General features: G+C 65.3%; 17 protein-coding genes. 3 read left to right on the forward strand and 14 right to left on the reverse strand.

Translation table 11 applies throughout. The annotated features are described in order from the left end of the window. Positions 1-124: 124 nt before the first annotated feature. The 12 genes from QX135_RS14450 to QX135_RS14505 form a co-directional block, all read right to left on the reverse strand. Complete coding sequence (locus tag QX135_RS14450) at positions 125-2,464, reverse strand: putative bifunctional diguanylate cyclase/phosphodiesterase (RefSeq protein WP_315736317.1); 2,340 nt, start codon at positions 2,462-2,464, stop codon at positions 125-127. 248 nt (positions 2,465-2,712) lie between these two features. Next, entirely contained in the window at positions 2,713-3,993 is a 1,281-nt protein-coding gene (gene tolB / locus QX135_RS14455) for a Tol-Pal system beta propeller repeat protein TolB (protein ID WP_315812927.1), read from the reverse strand. A 68-nt stretch (positions 3,994-4,061) separates the two neighbouring features. Continuing rightward, entirely contained in the window at positions 4,062-5,093 is a 1,032-nt protein-coding gene (locus QX135_RS14460; RefSeq protein WP_316181054.1) for a protein TolA, read from the reverse strand. Beyond that, a complete protein-coding gene (locus QX135_RS14465) occupies positions 5,090-5,569 on the reverse strand; it encodes a biopolymer transporter ExbD (RefSeq protein ID WP_315736315.1) in 480 nt (159 codons plus the stop codon). Before QX135_RS14465 ends, QX135_RS14460 begins: the two co-directional genes overlap by 4 nt. Positions 5,570-5,608: 39 nt before the next feature. Continuing rightward, positions 5,609-6,292 carry a protein TolQ gene (gene tolQ / locus QX135_RS14470; protein ID WP_315717584.1) on the reverse strand — a complete coding sequence of 228 codons (684 nt, stop codon included), beginning with the start codon at positions 6,290-6,292 and terminating at the stop codon, positions 5,609-5,611. Between the two features lie 455 nt (positions 6,293-6,747). Further along, positions 6,748-7,233 carry a DUF2852 domain-containing protein gene (locus QX135_RS14475; protein WP_315736314.1) on the reverse strand — a complete coding sequence of 162 codons (486 nt, stop codon included), beginning with the start codon at positions 7,231-7,233 and terminating at the stop codon, positions 6,748-6,750. A 129-nt stretch (positions 7,234-7,362) separates the two neighbouring features. Next, positions 7,363-8,088, reverse strand: a complete 726-nt coding sequence (locus tag QX135_RS14480) for a TetR/AcrR family transcriptional regulator (RefSeq protein WP_315736313.1) — start codon at positions 8,086-8,088, stop codon at positions 7,363-7,365. A gap of 259 nt (positions 8,089-8,347) precedes the next feature. Further along, complete coding sequence (locus QX135_RS14485) at positions 8,348-8,716, reverse strand: hypothetical protein (RefSeq protein WP_315772332.1); 369 nt, start codon at positions 8,714-8,716, stop codon at positions 8,348-8,350. Between the two features lie 33 nt (positions 8,717-8,749). Further along, on the reverse strand, positions 8,750-9,166 hold the full coding sequence (locus tag QX135_RS14490) for a YciI family protein (RefSeq protein ID WP_316181052.1): 417 nt from the start codon (positions 9,164-9,166) through the stop codon (positions 8,750-8,752). 30 nt (positions 9,167-9,196) lie between these two features. Next, on the reverse strand, positions 9,197-9,610 hold the full coding sequence (locus QX135_RS14495; RefSeq protein WP_316181050.1) for a YciI family protein: 414 nt from the start codon (positions 9,608-9,610) through the stop codon (positions 9,197-9,199). A 112-nt stretch (positions 9,611-9,722) separates the two neighbouring features. Next, positions 9,723-10,373 (reverse strand): glutathione S-transferase family protein, encoded by a 651-nt coding sequence (locus QX135_RS14500; protein ID WP_316181048.1) that lies wholly within the window; start codon positions 10,371-10,373, stop codon positions 9,723-9,725. Positions 10,374-10,560: 187 nt separating this feature from the next. Next, on the reverse strand, positions 10,561-11,112 hold the full coding sequence (locus tag QX135_RS14505; RefSeq protein WP_316181046.1) for a dihydrofolate reductase family protein: 552 nt from the start codon (positions 11,110-11,112) through the stop codon (positions 10,561-10,563). Between the two features lie 106 nt (positions 11,113-11,218). On the opposite strand from QX135_RS14505, the gene QX135_RS14510 reads away from it, so the two are divergent. After that, complete coding sequence (locus QX135_RS14510; protein WP_315772322.1) at positions 11,219-11,737, forward strand: helix-turn-helix domain-containing protein; 519 nt, start codon at positions 11,219-11,221, stop codon at positions 11,735-11,737. A 46-nt stretch (positions 11,738-11,783) separates the two neighbouring features. Here the strand turns inward: QX135_RS14510 and QX135_RS14515 are convergent, their stop codons facing one another. Then, a complete protein-coding gene (locus QX135_RS14515) occupies positions 11,784-12,992 on the reverse strand; it encodes a hypothetical protein (RefSeq protein ID WP_316181043.1) in 1,209 nt (402 codons plus the stop codon). Between the two features lie 910 nt (positions 12,993-13,902). On the opposite strand from QX135_RS14515, the gene QX135_RS14520 reads away from it, so the two are divergent. Together QX135_RS14520 and QX135_RS14525 are read left to right on the forward strand one after the other, a co-directional pair. Further along, positions 13,903-14,703, forward strand: a complete 801-nt coding sequence (locus tag QX135_RS14520) for an SDR family oxidoreductase (protein ID WP_316160726.1) — start codon at positions 13,903-13,905, stop codon at positions 14,701-14,703. A gap of 3 nt (positions 14,704-14,706) precedes the next feature. Further along, complete coding sequence (locus QX135_RS14525; RefSeq protein WP_315736304.1) at positions 14,707-15,153, forward strand: hypothetical protein; 447 nt, start codon at positions 14,707-14,709, stop codon at positions 15,151-15,153. Positions 15,154-15,158: 5 nt separating this feature from the next. Here QX135_RS14525 and QX135_RS14530 read toward each other — a convergent pair whose 3' ends face one another. Continuing rightward, positions 15,159-15,578 carry a VOC family protein gene (locus tag QX135_RS14530; protein ID WP_315756040.1) on the reverse strand — a complete coding sequence of 140 codons (420 nt, stop codon included), beginning with the start codon at positions 15,576-15,578 and terminating at the stop codon, positions 15,159-15,161. Positions 15,579-15,590: the final 12 nt, after the last annotated feature.

The raw sequence follows: 15,590 nt of genomic DNA on the forward strand, positions 1-15,590 counted from the left end.
TCACATCGCCATTCACGTGCGAGCCACGCTCGTAGAGAGGACCGGCGGGATGCTACGCACAGAGCTCGCCTCCAGCGCCGGTCGATCTTCGCGGCACGTCCGCATCAAGGCGGAGGTCGGGCGATCAAGCGATCGAACGTGTCCCGCCGGCGGCCGCGATCGCCCCGTCGCTGGAACGGCGCCCATGCGAGGCATTCAGGAGCTGTCGGATGCGGATTGCGGGGACGGGCCGGCTGAACAGATAGCCCTGCGCCTCGGTGACCGTGCCGTCGGCGCTGACCAGTTCGAGCTGCTCGTTGGTCTCGATGCCCTCCACCACCACCGACATGCCGAGATCGGCGGACAATCTTGCGACACCGCGCAACAGGGTCAGCGGCCGATCGCTGTCGATGCCTTCGAGGAAAGAGCGATCGATCTTGACCTTCTCCAACGGGAAGTTGTGCAAATAGCTGAGGCTCGAATAGCCGGTGCCGAAATCGTCGAGCGAAATACGGACCCCGAGCATGTGCAGTTGCGACAGCACATCGTGCGTGAGCTGGGTGTTGCGCAACAGCGAGGATTCGGTGATCTCGATTTCGAGCCGATGCGGCGGCAGCCCGGACACTTCGAGCGCGTAGCGGACCTCACTGAGCACGTCGCGCTGATGGAACTGCTGCGGCGAGAAGTTGACGGCGACGCTGACCGCATCCGGCCATTTCATGCATTCCAGGCAGGCCTTGCGCAGGATCCAGCGGCCGAGATCGACGATCAGGCCCATGTCCTCGGCGACGGGAATGATGTCGACCGGCGAGACCGTGCCGCGCACCGGGTGATTCCAGCGCAGCAGCGCCTCGCAGGTCGAGATCTTGCCGGACTTCAGATTGACCAGCGGCTGATAGAACAGCTCGAACTCCTCGTTCGCCAGCGCCTTGCGCAGATCGAGCTCGAGGATGCGGCGCGCCTCGACCGTCTGGGCGAGTTCGTCGCGGAAGAAGCAGAAGGTGCCCCGTCCCTCGGCCTTGGCGCGGTACAGCGCCATGTCGGCGTTCTTCAGTAGCGTGTCGGCGCTGATCCCCGGCCCAGTCATGGCGATGCCGACGCTGGCGCCGATCTCGACCAGATGATTGTCGATCTTGTAGCGCTCGCTGAGCTGGTCGACGATCCGGCGCGCCAGCATGGCCGCGTCATCGTTGGAGCGGATGTTGCGCTGGAACACCACGAACTCGTCGCCGCCGAAGCGCGCGACGAAGTCTTCCGGACGCAGCATGTCGCGCAGCCGCTCGGAGACCGCGCAGAGCAGTTGATCGCCGCAGGGGTGGCCGAGCGTGTCGTTGACCTGCTTGAAGCGGTCGAGATCGACGAACAGCAGCGCGGACAATTCGCCGTGCCGCTGCGGAATCCTGAGCAGCCGTTCGATCTCGTCGCGGAAGCTGACGCGGTTCGGCAAGGTCGTGAGCTCGTCATAGCGCGCCAGATGCGAGATGCGCGCCTCCGCATGCCGGCGCTCGGTGATGTCCTCGAGCAGGACCACGGCGCCGCCGTCGGCCATCGGCTGGAAGGTCCAGGACAGCGACCGGTCGCGCGCGACGTCGGGATCGCTGGTAATGACGTTATGGGTCTTGGTGTGCTCGATCTCGGCCAGGATCAGCCGGCCGCTCGAAGCGGAGATCGAGCCTGCGATCACGCAGGCGTTGATGATGTCGGCCGCCTTGCCGCCACGCTGCAGGATGTCATCCGGCAGGCTCATCATGTGGCCGAAGCGGTGGTTCATCACGGCCAGACGCCCGTCGGAGCGGAACATGCACAGGCCGTGCGGCATGTTGTTCAGGGCCGTATCGAACTGCTTGGCCAGCGCAGCCTCGCTTTCGCGCGCCACGAAGGCCTGGACGAAGATCCTCTGCAGATTGGTCGAGATATGTTTCAGCGACACGAAGAACAGGACGCAGAACGCCGCCATGCCCAGGTAATAAGGGCTGCCGTGGATCGCGAGAGCCACTGCAAGCGGTCCGCAGGCGAGCAGGATCTGGACATGGAATATCCAAGGCCGCCCGTAGGTCCGGCCGGCGCCCGCCGACATGTAGCAGAGCGTCACCGTGATCGCGATCAGGTGCACCACCGGGTCGCTGTTGTCGACAAGGGCGACTACGCACCACACGCCGAGCACCAGCGCATAGATCATGGCGCCGATCTGGTAGCGAACCTCCCAGCGCTCGACCGCCTCCTGCGTGAGGCGACCGTTGTCGCAGAGGCTCCGATAGTAGCGCATGTCGAGCGAACGGAACGCCCCTGCGATGATCAGCATCGCGGCACACGGCCACAGATTGACGTCGCCGCTCTTGATCGCGGTCATGACGGCGGCAACGGCGGCGCAGAGTGCGCCGGCGAACATCGGGCCGGGATCCTGGAAGAGGGAGTCGACGAGAGCCGCCTGGATCGCAGGCGACAACTTTCGATCGTCTTCTCCATTCTGAGTGGCAAGCTGCATTCGTGCGCACGCGTCCTGTTCGGTGCACAAACATTACCGCTCGCAGGTGAAGTCTTTCTGAGGGAACATCGTTAGCGGAGCGTTTCCGCGCTCGCGAAATGCGCGAATTCGCTCGAAAATTCAGAGAACTAGGCAAACACTACCCGGCTACTACAACTAATAGTTCCACCTTTCCACAGAACACGCCTCGCGCGACTCGAAAAATCGCGTCCACCACGACGTGAGCGGGCCCAGAGCCTCGCTCACCGTCACGACAGCAGCGGCGACCAGGCCGGATCCGAGGCGAAGCCCGGCGTCGGCACCTTCTGCTCGAAGCGGCCGGAGACGTCGATCGAATACAGCGACGGACCGGCGGTGCCGCCGGGGTCACGGAAGAACATCAGCACGCGGCCGTTGGGCGAGAAGGTCGGCCCTTCGTTGTGGAAGCCGGCGGTGAGGATGCGCTCGCCCGAGCCGTCCGTCTTCATGATGCCGATCGCGAACTGGCCGCCGCCCTGCTTGGTGAAGGCGATGAAGTCGCCGCGCGGCGACCACACCGGCGTCGAGTAGCTGCCCTCGCCGAACGAGATGCGCTGCGCTGCCCCGCCACTGGAGGACATCACGTAGATCTGCGGCTTGCCGCCGCGATCGGACTCGAAGCAGATCTGGCTGCCGTCCGGCGAGTAGCACGGCGAGGTATCGATCGCCGGCGTGTCGGTGAGCCGCGTGGTCGTGCGCGAGCGCAGGTCCATCACGAACAGGTTGGAGTTGCCGCCCTGCTGCAGGCTCAGGATGATGCGCTGGCCGTCCGGCGAGAAGCGCGGCGAGAACGACATGCCGGGGAAGTTGCCGACGATCTCGCGCTGGCCGGTCTCGATGTTGAACAGATAGACCTTCGGGTCGCCCTGCCCGAACTCCATGTAGGTGATTTCCTGGCTTGACGGCGAGAACCGCGGCGTCAGCACGAGGTCGGCGCCACGGGTGAGATAGCGGACGTTGGCGCCGTCCTGGTCCATCAGCGCGAGCCGCTTGACGCGGCGATCCGACGGGCCGCTCTCGTCGACGAACACGACGCGGCTGTCGAAATAGCCCTTCTCGCCGGTCATCTGCGTGTAGATCTGGTCCGAGATGATATGCGCGATGCGCCGCCAATATTCCGGCGCCGTCACATATTGCTGGCCGGTGAGCTGCTGGCCCGAGTTCGGGTCCCACAGCCGAAACTCAGCCTTCAGGCGCCCGTCCGGCTGCCGCGTCGCGCGGCCCGTCACCAGCCCGCGCAGGTCGAGCGGACGCCAGCTCGCGAATTGCGGCGGCGCCTCGAAATTGCTGATGCGCTCGGGAAACGCAGCCGGGTCGACCGGCACGAACAGCCCGCTGCGCTTCAGATTGTTGGTGATCACCTGCGCAACGCCATTGCCGACATCGGCATCCCCTGCCCCGCCGGGCACGAAGGGCGGAACGGCGATCGGGATCGGCTTGAACTCGCCGCTCGGGATGATCTCCAGGCGTTTTTGCTGGGCGAGCGCGGGCCCAGCGCCCAGCGCTGCCATCGCGGCGCCTCCGGTCAGCAACAGCTGGCGCCGCGTGAAAAATCCGGTCGTGCGCTTCGGAGGTGTCGTCAAGTTCGGCCTCGCATCGAATTCATCATTTTGAGATTGAATGTCGTCGGTACGAGCTTCCACTCATTGTACCGGTTCTTCGGCAGGAACGAATAGGGCTGGCAATTCTCCACCGCGCGCTTGGCATTCTCCGCCATGGCTACGCTGACCCGCGACGGTCCTCGCGTCCCAACGACGGCCGGCACGGCGGCCAGCGATCCATCCGGACGCAGCTGGATGTCGATATCGACCTCGATCTTGTCTTCATCGACGCCGGTGTAGGGAAGATTGAAGCAGCGGCCGACCGCCTGCTGGAATGCGATCTGCCAGCTCGCGACGTTGCTCTCAGCCGTTCCCTGCGTTGCGCCCAGCGCGGCATTGGCGTTGAGCTCCGCCCCCGTGGCAGCCTGCCGCGTCGGGTCCTTCTGATTGATCAGGCTCGCGATCTTCTCAGAGTCGTATTTGCGCTCGCTCTTGTGCTTGGGCGGCTCCGGCGGCGCGGCGGCGGCCTGCGGCTTCGGCGGCTGCTTCGCCTTGTCCTTGTTGAGCACGCTGGCGATCTGGTCCGGATTGAACGGATCGGGCTTCTTCTCTTCCGGCTTCGGCTTGTCGGCCGGCGCGGGCTTCGGCGGCTCCGGCTTCTTTTCGGCCACGGGCTTGGGCGTATCCGGCTGCTTCTCGACCGGCTTCGGCGGGTCGGGCTTCTTCTCGACCGGCTTCTCCGGCTTGGGCTGCGGCGTCGGCGCGGCGTCGGTCTCGGTGACCTGCTTGGTGTCAACCTTGCCGACGATGTCCTCGGTCGGCTTCTTCTCGCCGATCTTGTCGGCCAGCAGCTTCTGGGATTCCTTCTTGCCCGTCAGCGCGCCGGCCTTGGCCTTGGACGAGTTGTCCTCCGAGATCACGTCGACGGGCACCAGGTCCTCCGCCGGCACCACCATCGAGCGCGCGGAGAAGCTGAACAGGCCCCAGCACAGCACGAGCACGTGCAGGGCGACGGACAGCACCGTCCCCTTGCGCGTGCGAACGAACCGGATGAGGTCTGCTGACGTCATGAGCCCTGATCCGGCAGCACGACGATGCTGGCGCGATAGCCGGCGTCGCGCGCCAGGCCCAGCACCTTCATCATGTCGGAGTAGCAGGCGTCGCGGTCGCCGCGGATCTTGACGACGTTGTCGGCGCCACCGGCGCCCGCTTCCTTCATCGCCTTGATCTTCGGCCCAAGCTCGTTGATCGCGATCGGCGAGTCGCCGAGATACACGTCCACCTTCGACGCGCAGCCGCCGCCGGTCTTCTTGACGGTGACCTCGAGCGGCGGCTTGGCGTCGGCCGTCGAGGCCGAGCCGCCTTGCGCCTGGGGCAGGTCGACCTGGATGTTGACGGTGAGCAGCGGCGCCGCGACCATGAAGATGATCAGCAGCACCAGCATGACGTCGACCATCGGCGTGACGTTGATCTCCGCCATCACGGCCGCCTTGCGCCGACCGCGGCGACCACCGCCACCGGACGCGCTGCCCATGCTCATGCCCATGCTGTGGTACTCACGATCCGAATGCCACTATACCTGCCCTCATCCCCGCTCGTCGATCTGACGGGACAAGATGGCTGAAAATTCATCTGCGAAGCCTTCCAACCGCTGCGCCTGCCGGTTCACCTCCGAAGAGAACTTGTTGTAGAAAATCGTCGCCGGGATGGCCGCTATCAGGCCGATGGCGGTAGCGAACAGCGCCTCCGCGATGCCCGGCGCGACCACCGCCAGAGAGGTGTTCTTCGAAGCCGCGATCGCCTGGAAGCTGGTCATGATGCCCCAGACCGTGCCGAACAGGCCGACGAACGGGCCGGCGGAGCCGACCGTGGCGAGCACCAGGAGACGGCGTTCCAGCCGCTCGACCTCGCGCGCGATCGACACGTTCATCACCTTCTCGATGCGCATCTGCAGCCCGGCGAAGGAGCGCGCATGGCCCTCGAACGAGCGTTTCCATTCCCGCATCGCCGCCACGAAACACGCCGCCATCGACTGCGTCGGCTTCGCCGACAGCACCCGGTACAATTCCTCGATCGATTCCCCGGACCAGAAGGCCTGCTCGAACCGATCCATCGAGCGGCGGGTCCTGGAAAACAGGAACATCTTGTCGATCGCAATCGCCCAGACCCAGATCGAGCAGGAGATCAGGCCGAGCATGATGATCCGAACCACCCAGCCGGCATTGCCGAACAGATCGATCAGGGACAGGCCGCCGCTATCGACAGACATCTGCAGTATCCTCTCAACCAATCATCCCGGGACGCCCGGGACCATGCAGCCGCCGTTCCATGCCGGATGCCGTCGCGGCGGAAAGCGCCTGCGCGAGAAAACCCTGAACTGATCGCTTTAAGAGGCCCGCCGAAGCCATAAGCGGCCTGCTTCCTCTGCCAACGTGTCAAAACAAGGGCTCTTGGCGCGCGTAAGCGCCCCTTAACCAAACCCCCTCCGGGGTTAAGGCGGGGTTACCGCGGAGTATTGCCGAGGTCAAAGGTCCAACCGGACCAGCCAGATAGAGCCTTTGTGATCAGCAGCTTGACCATTTTGGCCGCCAGCGGGCAGCGGCCAGCCGCCGCAGGCGGGCGGTACCCCGAAACGCAAAACGCCCGCCGGCGGGGAACCGCAAGCGGGCGTCTTATGCCGTCAGGGCGGGGGCTGAAAGCCCTGCGCCGTCAGGTGAGAGGCGATCAGCTTTGCGGCTGGTCGTTCGGCGGGGTCGGACGCGGCTTGTGCTGGGCCATGAACGCGTCGAACTCCTCCTTGTCCTTGGCGTGGCGCAGCCGGGTCAGGAAGTCGCGGAACTCCTGCTGCTCCTCCTCGAGCCGCCGCAGGGTCTCCATGCGGTACTCATCGAAGGCGCGGTTGCCGCTCGAAGCCGGCTGCGAGAACCCGAAGCCGAAGCCGCGGCGCTCCATCTTGTCGCGCATGCGGTCCATCTTCCACTGCATCCGCTCCATCTTGTTCGACCAGCGATCACCGCCGTTCCAGCACGCCATCTTTCTGCTCCCGAGTGTAAAAAAGAGAAGGGCAAGTCCGATCGGCCACCAGATGATGAAGCCGAGCACGGTCACGGCGATCCAGCCGGGATGCCAGGGCGACTCCATCATGCGGGGCCGGTACCTCTGCTCCTCCTCCGAACCGCGCCAACGATTGACATCTGCGGTGTAGGCCATCTCCCTCTCCATTCGCGGCGCCATGCCGTGTGAATGTAAATAACATTTACATAGCTAGCTCAACCCGGGATTTTGTCAAGGCGACCGCCTGACGCGTCGCTCGAATTATTTTTCGGCGTTCTTTGAACCTTATTTCGGGCGGCCCCAGGGCCCTGCCGGCTTGTCATCGTCCGGCAGCGGCGGCGGCTCGGCAACGGAGGACGGCGCAGGCCGGCGGTCGGTCGGGAAGCCGAGCCCGCGCAGATAGATCAGCACCTCGGCCTCCAGCAGCTCTTCCGGCGACATCGGCAGCTTGCGGCGGGCGGCGTCGCCACGCGCGAACAGCGAGGCGATGCCATGCGCCATCGACCAGATGTGCAGCGCCATCATCAGGGCCGGCGGCCGCGGCACCCCGGGCGGCGCCAGCGCCGCCAGTCGCTCCGCCGCAGCCCGGATGACGCCGAAAGCGCGCTCGCCCGCCGCCAGCAGGCCCGCGGTGGAGTCCGCCGGCACACCGGATTCGAACATCGCCGAATAGAACGCAGGCTCCGAACGGGCGAATGCGAGATACGCCTTGCCGACGCGCTCGAACGCCGTGACGGTGTCGGGCCGGCCGTCGTCCCACGCCGCCGAGAGCTGCGCCTCGAACTGCTCGAAGCCGCGCTGGGCGATGCTCGACAGCAGTTCGTCGCGGTCGCGGAAGTGGCGATAGGGCGCGGCCGGGCTGACGCCGGCCATGCGGGCCGCATCGGCAAAGGTGAAGCCGGCAGCCCCCTTCTGCGCGATCAGGTCGAGCGCCGCCTGCAGCAGCGCCTCCTTGAGGTTACCGTGATGATAGCCGCGCTCGGCGCGGCGCTCTTCCTTGCGCCAGCTCATGTAAAAGACTTTTACATGAGCCGGGTCAAAGGAAGCCAGCGACTTTTGGGCGGGGTCAGCCGCCGATGTGCGCGAGGGGTCCGTCCCGTCGTCCCGTTAAGCCCCCAGCGAAACAGGCGCCACCCTCGCCTGGAGGGTCGCGCAAGGGACAGGTTGGCACCGAAGTCGCCGCGAGATCAGCGCGCCCGGCACAAACGCCGGGCGCCGCAGCAAGCGCGATGTTCACCTCAGCCGACGTTCCGCCCTGCAGGCCGCTCAACTAACCGCCCGGAATCGGCAGCACCGGCATGATCTCGACCCGCTCGCCCGGGAAGATCGCAAAATGCGGATGGTTGACGAACATCTTCGCAGCATCCTCGTGCGACGCGGCGCGGACCACGGTGAACGCGCCCATCTCGTTGGCGATGTCGTTGACGCCGCCCTTGTCGACCCGCTTGGTCTTGCCGAGCGGCCCGCCCATCGCGACAATCGCGTCCTTGTATTGATCCGCCCAGGCATGCCAGGCCGCCATGCCCTGCTGCCCCCTGGCATTGCGCTCCGTTTCGGACAGCGCCTCCCAGGCTTTCCAGGCCGGACTGGTCTTGCTGCCGAGAAAGACGGCGAGATAGGTGTTGCTGTTGTCGCTCATTGCACTTCCCTCTCCTGCTGTGAAACGGATCGATCAGACACGGCCGGCATGCGGCAGCTCGGCGAAACCGGCCGCGGCCTGCTGCACCTCCTCGGAAAAGTCGGCCATCTCCTGGACCTGGCGAATCTCGATGATCTCGTTGTCCGAGGCCGGGCACTGCCTGGCCCAGGCGATCGCCTCGTCGCGCGAGGCGACCTCGATCATCCAATAGCCGCCGAGCACCTCCTTGGCCTCCGCGAACGGGCCGTCGGTCACCACAGGCGTGCCGCCCGCGAACGAGACCCGCGCCCCCATCGACAGCGGATGCAAGCCCTCCAGCGTGATCAGCACGCCGGCGTCCTTCAGGGCCTCGTTGTAGCGCATCATCGCTTTGACGCGCTCGGGATCGAGCTGCACGTCCGGCGGCGCGCTCTCATAGCCGAGCGGGATCATCAGCATCATGAATCGCATGGCGTTCCTCCTCTCCTGATCAGGGTCGGTTCAGCTCTTGGCGGCCTGCGCACGCAGCCGTTCGACCCGCTCACGCAATTCGGGCGTGAACGTCTCGCCGAAATCCTCCGCGGCATAGACCTGGCGGATCTCGATCTGGCCGCTCGGGAACGGCGCCCGCTTCATATGCTCGATCACCTCATCGAGCGAGCCGGCCTTGATCATCCAGAAGCCCGCCGCGAGATCGCGGGAGAGATCGAACGGACCGCGCGCGACGCTCGACGTCCCGTTCGAGAAGTCGATGCGCGCCCCCTTCGCGGTCGGATGCAGGCCCTCGCCAGCTTCCATCATGCCGGCCTTGACCAATTCCTCGTTGAACCGGCCCATCGCCGCGAACTCCTCGGTCGTCGGCAGGATTCCGGCTTCCGTGTCCCTGGTCGCCTTCACGATCACCATGAACCGCATGGCGCCTCTCCCCTGATGCTGTCCGGCAGGACTGCCCTGCCCTCATCAGTAGGACGATCCGGCCCTGGTGCCGCCGACACGCTCCCGCAATTATTTTGGCCGGGTTCCCGATTCAGCCCGGCTCCTGCGGGAACATGTGGAAATAAGGCTCGGCCTCTGCGAGCACCCGCGCCACGGATGGCCGCGCCTTGAGCCGGTCGAGATAGGCTGTGACGCCAGGCAGCCCATCACCCAGCGGCTCCACTCTGTCGGCGTAGAACAGCGCCGGCAGGGCCGCGCAATCGGCCAGGGTGAACACGTCGCCCATCGCCCAGCCACGCGGCGGCAGCTCGGCCTCGAGCATGGCGCAGGACGTGCGCAGCCGGCTTCGAGCGTCGGCGACGCCGAGCGGATCGCGGGCATCGGCCGGCCGCAGCCGGTCGAACACGACGGTCTGCGTCGGCATGTGCAGATAGAGGTCGAGAAAGCGATCGCGCAGACGTGTCCGCAAAGCGAGATCGGGATCATCGGGAATGAAGCGCGTCCTGCCCGCATAGTGCTGGTCGAGATATTCGATGATGATGCTCGATTCCGGAATCGTGCGCTGCTCGTCGCGCAGCACGGGAAATTTACCGACCGGCCAAAGCTTCAAGAACGCCGCGCGCTCATCCGCGTCACCGAGATTGATCAGCTTCGGCGTGAACGAAACGTCGTTCTCATACAGCGCGATCAGCACCTTCCAGCAGAACGACGACAGCGGATGATAGTAGAGGGTCAGCGACATCCTACGCTCCTGATGAGTTGAGTGAGAACAAGTTGTTTGGTCCCGAACGCGCGGCCGCAGGGATGGTGCGCTCCCTCGCCCCGTTCTTCACGGGGAGAGGGTTGAGGTGAGGGGCTAGACGCACCGGCGGTGTGGTTTATAGACCTGCACTCCCCCGGGACACGGAGCGCGCCCGCGAGATCTGGACTCACACGTCCCGAACGGGGGCATAGCGCGCGATGACAACGCCGTTGGACAGCGCCCGGCTGTCGATCAGGCGGAGCTTCACGGCCTGACCCGGCTTGAACAGTGGCCGTCCGGCGCCGAGCACGCGCGGATTGATCGCGATACGAAACTCATCGATCAGATCGTGCGCGACGAGCGTCGACGCGAGGTCCGCACTGCCGAACAGGAACAGGTCTTTGGCATTCTCTTGCTTGAGCTTGTCGACCTCGGCCGCGAGCTGCGGACCCAGCAGATGCGCGTTTGACCATGCCAGGCGAGACAGCGTGCGGGAGGCGACATATTTGGGGATGCTGTTCATGAAGTCGGCGATCACGCCCTTCTCGGTCGGCCAATAGCCGGCCATCAGATCGTAGGTCACCCGGCCGAACAGCAGTACGCCCGCCTCGTGCAGTTGCGTCTCGGAGATCTGCTCCAGCTCCGGGCCCCACACGTCCTCGTGCCAGGAGATGTCGCCGTTCGGGCCCGCAACCATACCGTCCAGCGTCATCATGTTCCACATCACCAGTCTCGCCATCGACGGCCTCTCCCTGACTGCTTTCATTTTGCAAGCAGTTGGAGAATGCCCAGACCGGTGCAATATTGCAAGCGGTTTATACGCGATCCCTGCTCACGAGACTTCGATGTCCGACCCCCAGCGCTCCGGCTGCCCGATCAACCTGTCGCTCGAAGTGGTGGGAGACAAATGGAGCCTCTTGATCATCCGCGACATGATGTTCGGAAATCGCCGGCACTATCGCGAGCTGCTCGGCGGCTCGGAGGAAGGCATCTCCTCGAACATTCTCGCCGACCGGCTGAAGACACTGCTCGCGGCCGGCATCATCAGCCGTGAGGACGATCCGAGCCACAAGCAGAAGGGCATCTATTCCCTGACCGAGCAGGGCATCGAGCTGTTGCCGATCCTCGCGCAGATGGCGGGCTGGGGTTACAAATATCTCCCCGTCTCGGAGGAGCTCGGCATCCGCGCCAAGCTGTTGATGGAAGGCGGCCCGAAAATGTGGGCCGAATTCATGGACGAGCTGCGCGAGACCCATCTCGGCGCGAAACGGCGCAGGAAGGCTGGACCGAGCGTCGGCGAGCGGCTGCAGGCGGCTTACCAGAAGGTCGTCGCTGCCAAGAAGGCCGAGGCAGGCGGCAGGTGATCGCGCGCCTCGCAACGCGCACGGATCGTGCGCGCCGCTTCCCGTATCAGAACCGCGTGTTGTCGGCCCTGTAGCGCGATGATTTGCGCGGGGCGCGTTCGGGGGCCTGCTCGAGCTGCGCGATCGGGCGGCGATAGGTCTCCGCGCGACGCAGCCAGCCCGCCTCCCACACGCGGTTCGAGGGCAGATTGCGAACCCGCTGCTGCAGCACGACCTGCACCGCGTCGGAATATTCGGCGAGCACGGCCTTGGACTCGGTGGTAGTGCCGTTCATCTTGAGCAGCACCTGCTTGAGACCCCAGCCCTGGCGCTGGCCCGTCTCCTTGTCCACCGCCGTCTCGGACGGATTGGTGCCCTCGCCCTTGAAGTTGATGTAGTCGATCAGCGGATAGAGATCGTTGGAGGCGCGCACGACCCGCGAATACTGCGCGACGATGTGCTCGCGTTCGGCGCTGTCGGGCGTGTTGGCGAGGATCTTGTCCATCGCGCCTTGCGCACGCGCAACCAGGAACTGCGTCTGCTCCGCAATCGTGTCGAGCAGGAACTGCCGCAATTGCCGCATTTGCGGCGAGTTGAAATTCCGCTTGAAGTCGGCCCGGCTGGTCCACGGGCATGCCGGAATCGGCGTCTTGTCGAGCCATGCAGGCAACGGCGTCCTACCCTTGCGCAGAAACGCGATCAGCCCCGGAAAGCCCTCCTCATAAGGCGGCTTCGCGGTGGACGGGTACCAGATGAAATGCCCGATTCCCAGCGAGGCGAATTCTTCACCCGCATTCCACGACGTGATCGCGTCGCGCCGTCCCCCTGCCTCGTTGAGCCAGATCTTGCGGCCGATCATCTGCGCAACGTCGGCCGGGAGCGCGCGTTGAGGCACCGACAGATTCTTCGTCGTCTTGGTGTCGCTCCGCGGGTCGGCCTTGCGCTCGGCCGCGACCGGCTTCGCGGGCTCGGTCGATGGCACGGCCACCTTCGGAGCCGGCGTCGGCACGTCCGACGGCCGCCCCACCGTCTCGGGCTCCGCCGTCTGCGGCTGCTGCGGCGGCGCGACATCGTGCGCAGCCTGCTCGGTCTCTGCCGGTTTCGCAGCAACGCTGCCATCCGCTCCGGCGGCGCCGGACGCCGCGAGCCCGAGGACAATGCACGACAACAGCAACGCGCCGCACGCGCGCCTCAGATCATTCGGCCTGTGCGACGAAGCGTGCAGCTCCGTGGTTCTGACGGGAGTGATTCGCCGGCTGATGAATTGATCGCCCATGTCGATTCTACCGAGACTCTTAAACTCTACGCTACCGGTTCAGATTCGTCCCAGACACGTCCGAGAGCGACCCGACGACGGGCAAATCAGCCGACGGCGGGACTGTCCAATTCCACGGGGGAATGCGCCTTTGGAGGCTGCGGCGCGGCCGCGAGACCGCCGGCGCCACGGAGCTTTTTCGTGAAGACTTTCAAGTTGATCACCCTTACCCTTGTCCAGTCCTTCCCGTAAGAATGCTCCTCCTGTTCCCGATCGAGAGGGACGTTTCGCGGTCGTCACGAACGTGGGGAGCAGGACGCGGTGGAAGCGTCGATGTTGCAGCGTGGAGCATGATTCGGAACCGGAGGATGTTGACGCGTATTGCGCCACAGCTTTCCGACAAGATCATGCTCATATGAGGACGCGCAGACGAACAACGCGGCGCGTACGGCGAAATCGTGTGGTCCCGGCATCCCGATGCTGATGCCGTGTCCGATGCGTGAGCGCATTGTGGCGGAAACGGGGGCAAGACAGCCGGTCCCCGGGGAGCGTGTTATAGGCCGTCAGACCATCGCGCAGGGAGGGCCGGGATGCCTCAGCCGAACCTGGGGTTCCGGCCCCGTGCATTTTTCCCGCACGGGGGCCAATGGGGCGCCAAGCTCCCGGTCTTCCCTGCTCCCTCCGATCGAGCGGGAGGCCAAGGCGAGCATGACTCGGATGCTTCTCCACCGCGATGACGCGAGCTGATGCGACCGGCTACTACCGCTGGCTGTTTGACAACGCCCACGAACTTCGCTGGCTATGCGCATCGCGCGGAGCTGGATTGAACGTACACTGACAGATGTGACGGCCTTCACAGCTGATCCGCGCAGCGCATGTTAGGACTCAACGAAGAGAAAAGCCGGGCTGCCGGCCCGAGGAGTCGACCGCCGTGACGGAAACATCGACGACGACGCAGACCGACAAAGTCGCCCTGATCACCGGGGCGGCGCGCGGCATCGGGCTGGCGACAGCAAAGAGATTTCTGCACGAGGGCTGGCGTGTGGCCCTGCTCGACATCGAGAAGAAGCTGCTCGACGACGCCACGACCGCACTCGAATCTCCCGATCGAACGCTCGCCCTGCATTGCGACGTCGCGGAAGCCGCGATGGTCGCCGATGCGTTGGCGCGCCTCGCCGACCGGTTCGGCCGTCTCGATGCGCTGGTCAACAATGCCGGTGTCGCACGCTTCGCTCCGATCATGGAAACCAGCGAAGCCGACTGGCAGCGCATCCTCGACGTCAATCTGACCGGGCCGTTTCTGTGCACGCGGGCCGCGGTCCCGCTGATGCGCGAGCGCGGCGGCACCATCGTCAACATCACCTCGATTTCCGCCGTCCGCGCCTCCACGCTGCGCTCCGCCTACGGCACCAGCAAGGCGGCGCTGGCGCATCTGACCAAGCAGCTCGCGGTCGAGCTCGCATCCGCCGGCATCCGCGTCAACGCGGTGGCGCCGGGCCCGGTGGAGACCGCGATGGCCAAGGACGTGCACACGCCGGAGATCCGCGCCGACTATCACGATGCCATTCCGCTCAACCGTTACGGCCTCGAGGACGAGCTCGCCGAAGCCATCTTGTTTCTCAGCTCCGAACGCTCCAGCTATATCACCGGACAGATCCTGGCCGTCGATGGCGGCTTCGACGCCGCGGGAATCGGATTGCCGACCTTGCGCGGCCAACGCAGGAACACGTGAACGATGCCGAGCCGGATGCGCATCATCCTGACCTTGCTGCTGGCGGTCGTCCTGTGGGGAATCGCGACGATGCTGGCGCGCGCCGACGTCCGCATCATCTCCTCGCCCGGCGGCGAGGTGGGGCCGTTCATCGATCTGTTCGAGAAGGTTCGCGCCTCCGGCGAGCGTGTCATCATCGACGGTCCCTGCCTGTCGGCCTGCACGCTGGTGCTCAGCGTCGTGCCCGAGGACCGCATCTGCGTGACGCGGCGAGCCACCCTCGGCTTCCACGCCGCACGCTCGGTCGACCGGCGCGGCCGCGCTTATGCGGAACCCGAGGCTTCCAAGCTGGTGCTGCAGACCTATCCCACGCCGGTGCGCGGCTGGATCGAGCGCCGCGGCGGCCTGACGTCGCGGCTTCTGTTGTTGCGCGGGCGCGAGCTCAAGGCGATGTACGCCTCGTGCCGCTAGCGGCGTCACGCCTCGTAGCCATCCGCCGGGGAATTGATCATCCACGGAATGCCGAAGCGATCGACGCCCATGCCGAAGCCCTTCGACCAGAAGGTCTTGCCGAACGGCATGGTGACGGCACCGCCTTCGAGCAGGGCGTGGAACTTGCGCTCCGCCTCGGCCGGGTCTGCGATCTGGAGCGAGACCGAGATTCCGTGCGGCTTGCCTTGATAATATTCGGGCGGCGAATCCGAGGCCATCAGGACGCCGCCGCCGATCGAGAAGCGGACATGCATGATCCTGTCCTTGTGCTCCGGCGCACACGGCATCTCCGGTGGCGCCTCGCCATAACGCATCATCATGTCGACCTTGGCGCCGAGCACCTCGCCGTAGTGCTTGAGCGCCTGCGCGCAATCGCCATTGAACGTCAGATAGGGACAGATCATCGTCATCCTCCT

Source organism: Bradyrhizobium sp. SZCCHNR1098 (assembly GCF_032489375.1).
Taxonomy (GTDB): Bacteria; Pseudomonadota; Alphaproteobacteria; order Rhizobiales; family Xanthobacteraceae; genus Bradyrhizobium.

Bases quoted from the DNA above. Each gene is read 5' to 3' on its own strand.
- QX135_RS14490 (WP_316181052.1), bottom strand. From the start codon at position 9,166: ATGCGATTCATGATGCTGATGATCCCGCTCGGCTATGAGAGCGCGCCG.
- QX135_RS14495 (WP_316181050.1), bottom strand. From the start codon at position 9,610: ATGCGGTTCATGGTGATCGTGAAGGCGACCAGGGACACGGAAGCCGGA.
- QX135_RS14475 (WP_315736314.1), bottom strand. From the start codon at position 7,233: ATGGCCTACACCGCAGATGTCAATCGTTGGCGCGGTTCGGAGGAGGAG.
- QX135_RS14525 (WP_315736304.1), top strand. From the start codon at position 14,707: ATGCCGAGCCGGATGCGCATCATCCTGACCTTGCTGCTGGCGGTCGTC.
- QX135_RS14460 (WP_316181054.1), bottom strand. From the start codon at position 5,093: ATGACGTCAGCAGACCTCATCCGGTTCGTTCGCACGCGCAAGGGGACG.
- tolQ (WP_315717584.1), bottom strand. From the start codon at position 6,292: ATGTCTGTCGATAGCGGCGGCCTGTCCCTGATCGATCTGTTCGGCAAT.
- tolB (WP_315812927.1), bottom strand. From the start codon at position 3,993: ATGGCAGCGCTGGGCGCTGGGCCCGCGCTCGCCCAGCAAAAACGCCTG.
- QX135_RS14505 (WP_316181046.1), bottom strand. From the start codon at position 11,112: ATGGCGAGACTGGTGATGTGGAACATGATGACGCTGGACGGTATGGTT.
- QX135_RS14480 (WP_315736313.1), bottom strand. From the start codon at position 8,088: ATGAGCTGGCGCAAGGAAGAGCGCCGCGCCGAGCGCGGCTATCATCAC.
- QX135_RS14515 (WP_316181043.1), bottom strand. From the start codon at position 12,992: ATGGGCGATCAATTCATCAGCCGGCGAATCACTCCCGTCAGAACCACG.
- QX135_RS14500 (WP_316181048.1), bottom strand. From the start codon at position 10,373: ATGTCGCTGACCCTCTACTATCATCCGCTGTCGTCGTTCTGCTGGAAG.
- QX135_RS14450 (WP_315736317.1), bottom strand. From the start codon at position 2,464: ATGCAGCTTGCCACTCAGAATGGAGAAGACGATCGAAAGTTGTCGCCT.
- QX135_RS14530 (WP_315756040.1), bottom strand. From the start codon at position 15,578: ATGATCTGTCCCTATCTGACGTTCAATGGCGATTGCGCGCAGGCGCTC.
- QX135_RS14510 (WP_315772322.1), top strand. From the start codon at position 11,219: ATGTCCGACCCCCAGCGCTCCGGCTGCCCGATCAACCTGTCGCTCGAA.
- QX135_RS14465 (WP_315736315.1), bottom strand. From the start codon at position 5,569: ATGGGCATGAGCATGGGCAGCGCGTCCGGTGGCGGTGGTCGCCGCGGT.
- QX135_RS14485 (WP_315772332.1), bottom strand. From the start codon at position 8,716: ATGAGCGACAACAGCAACACCTATCTCGCCGTCTTTCTCGGCAGCAAG.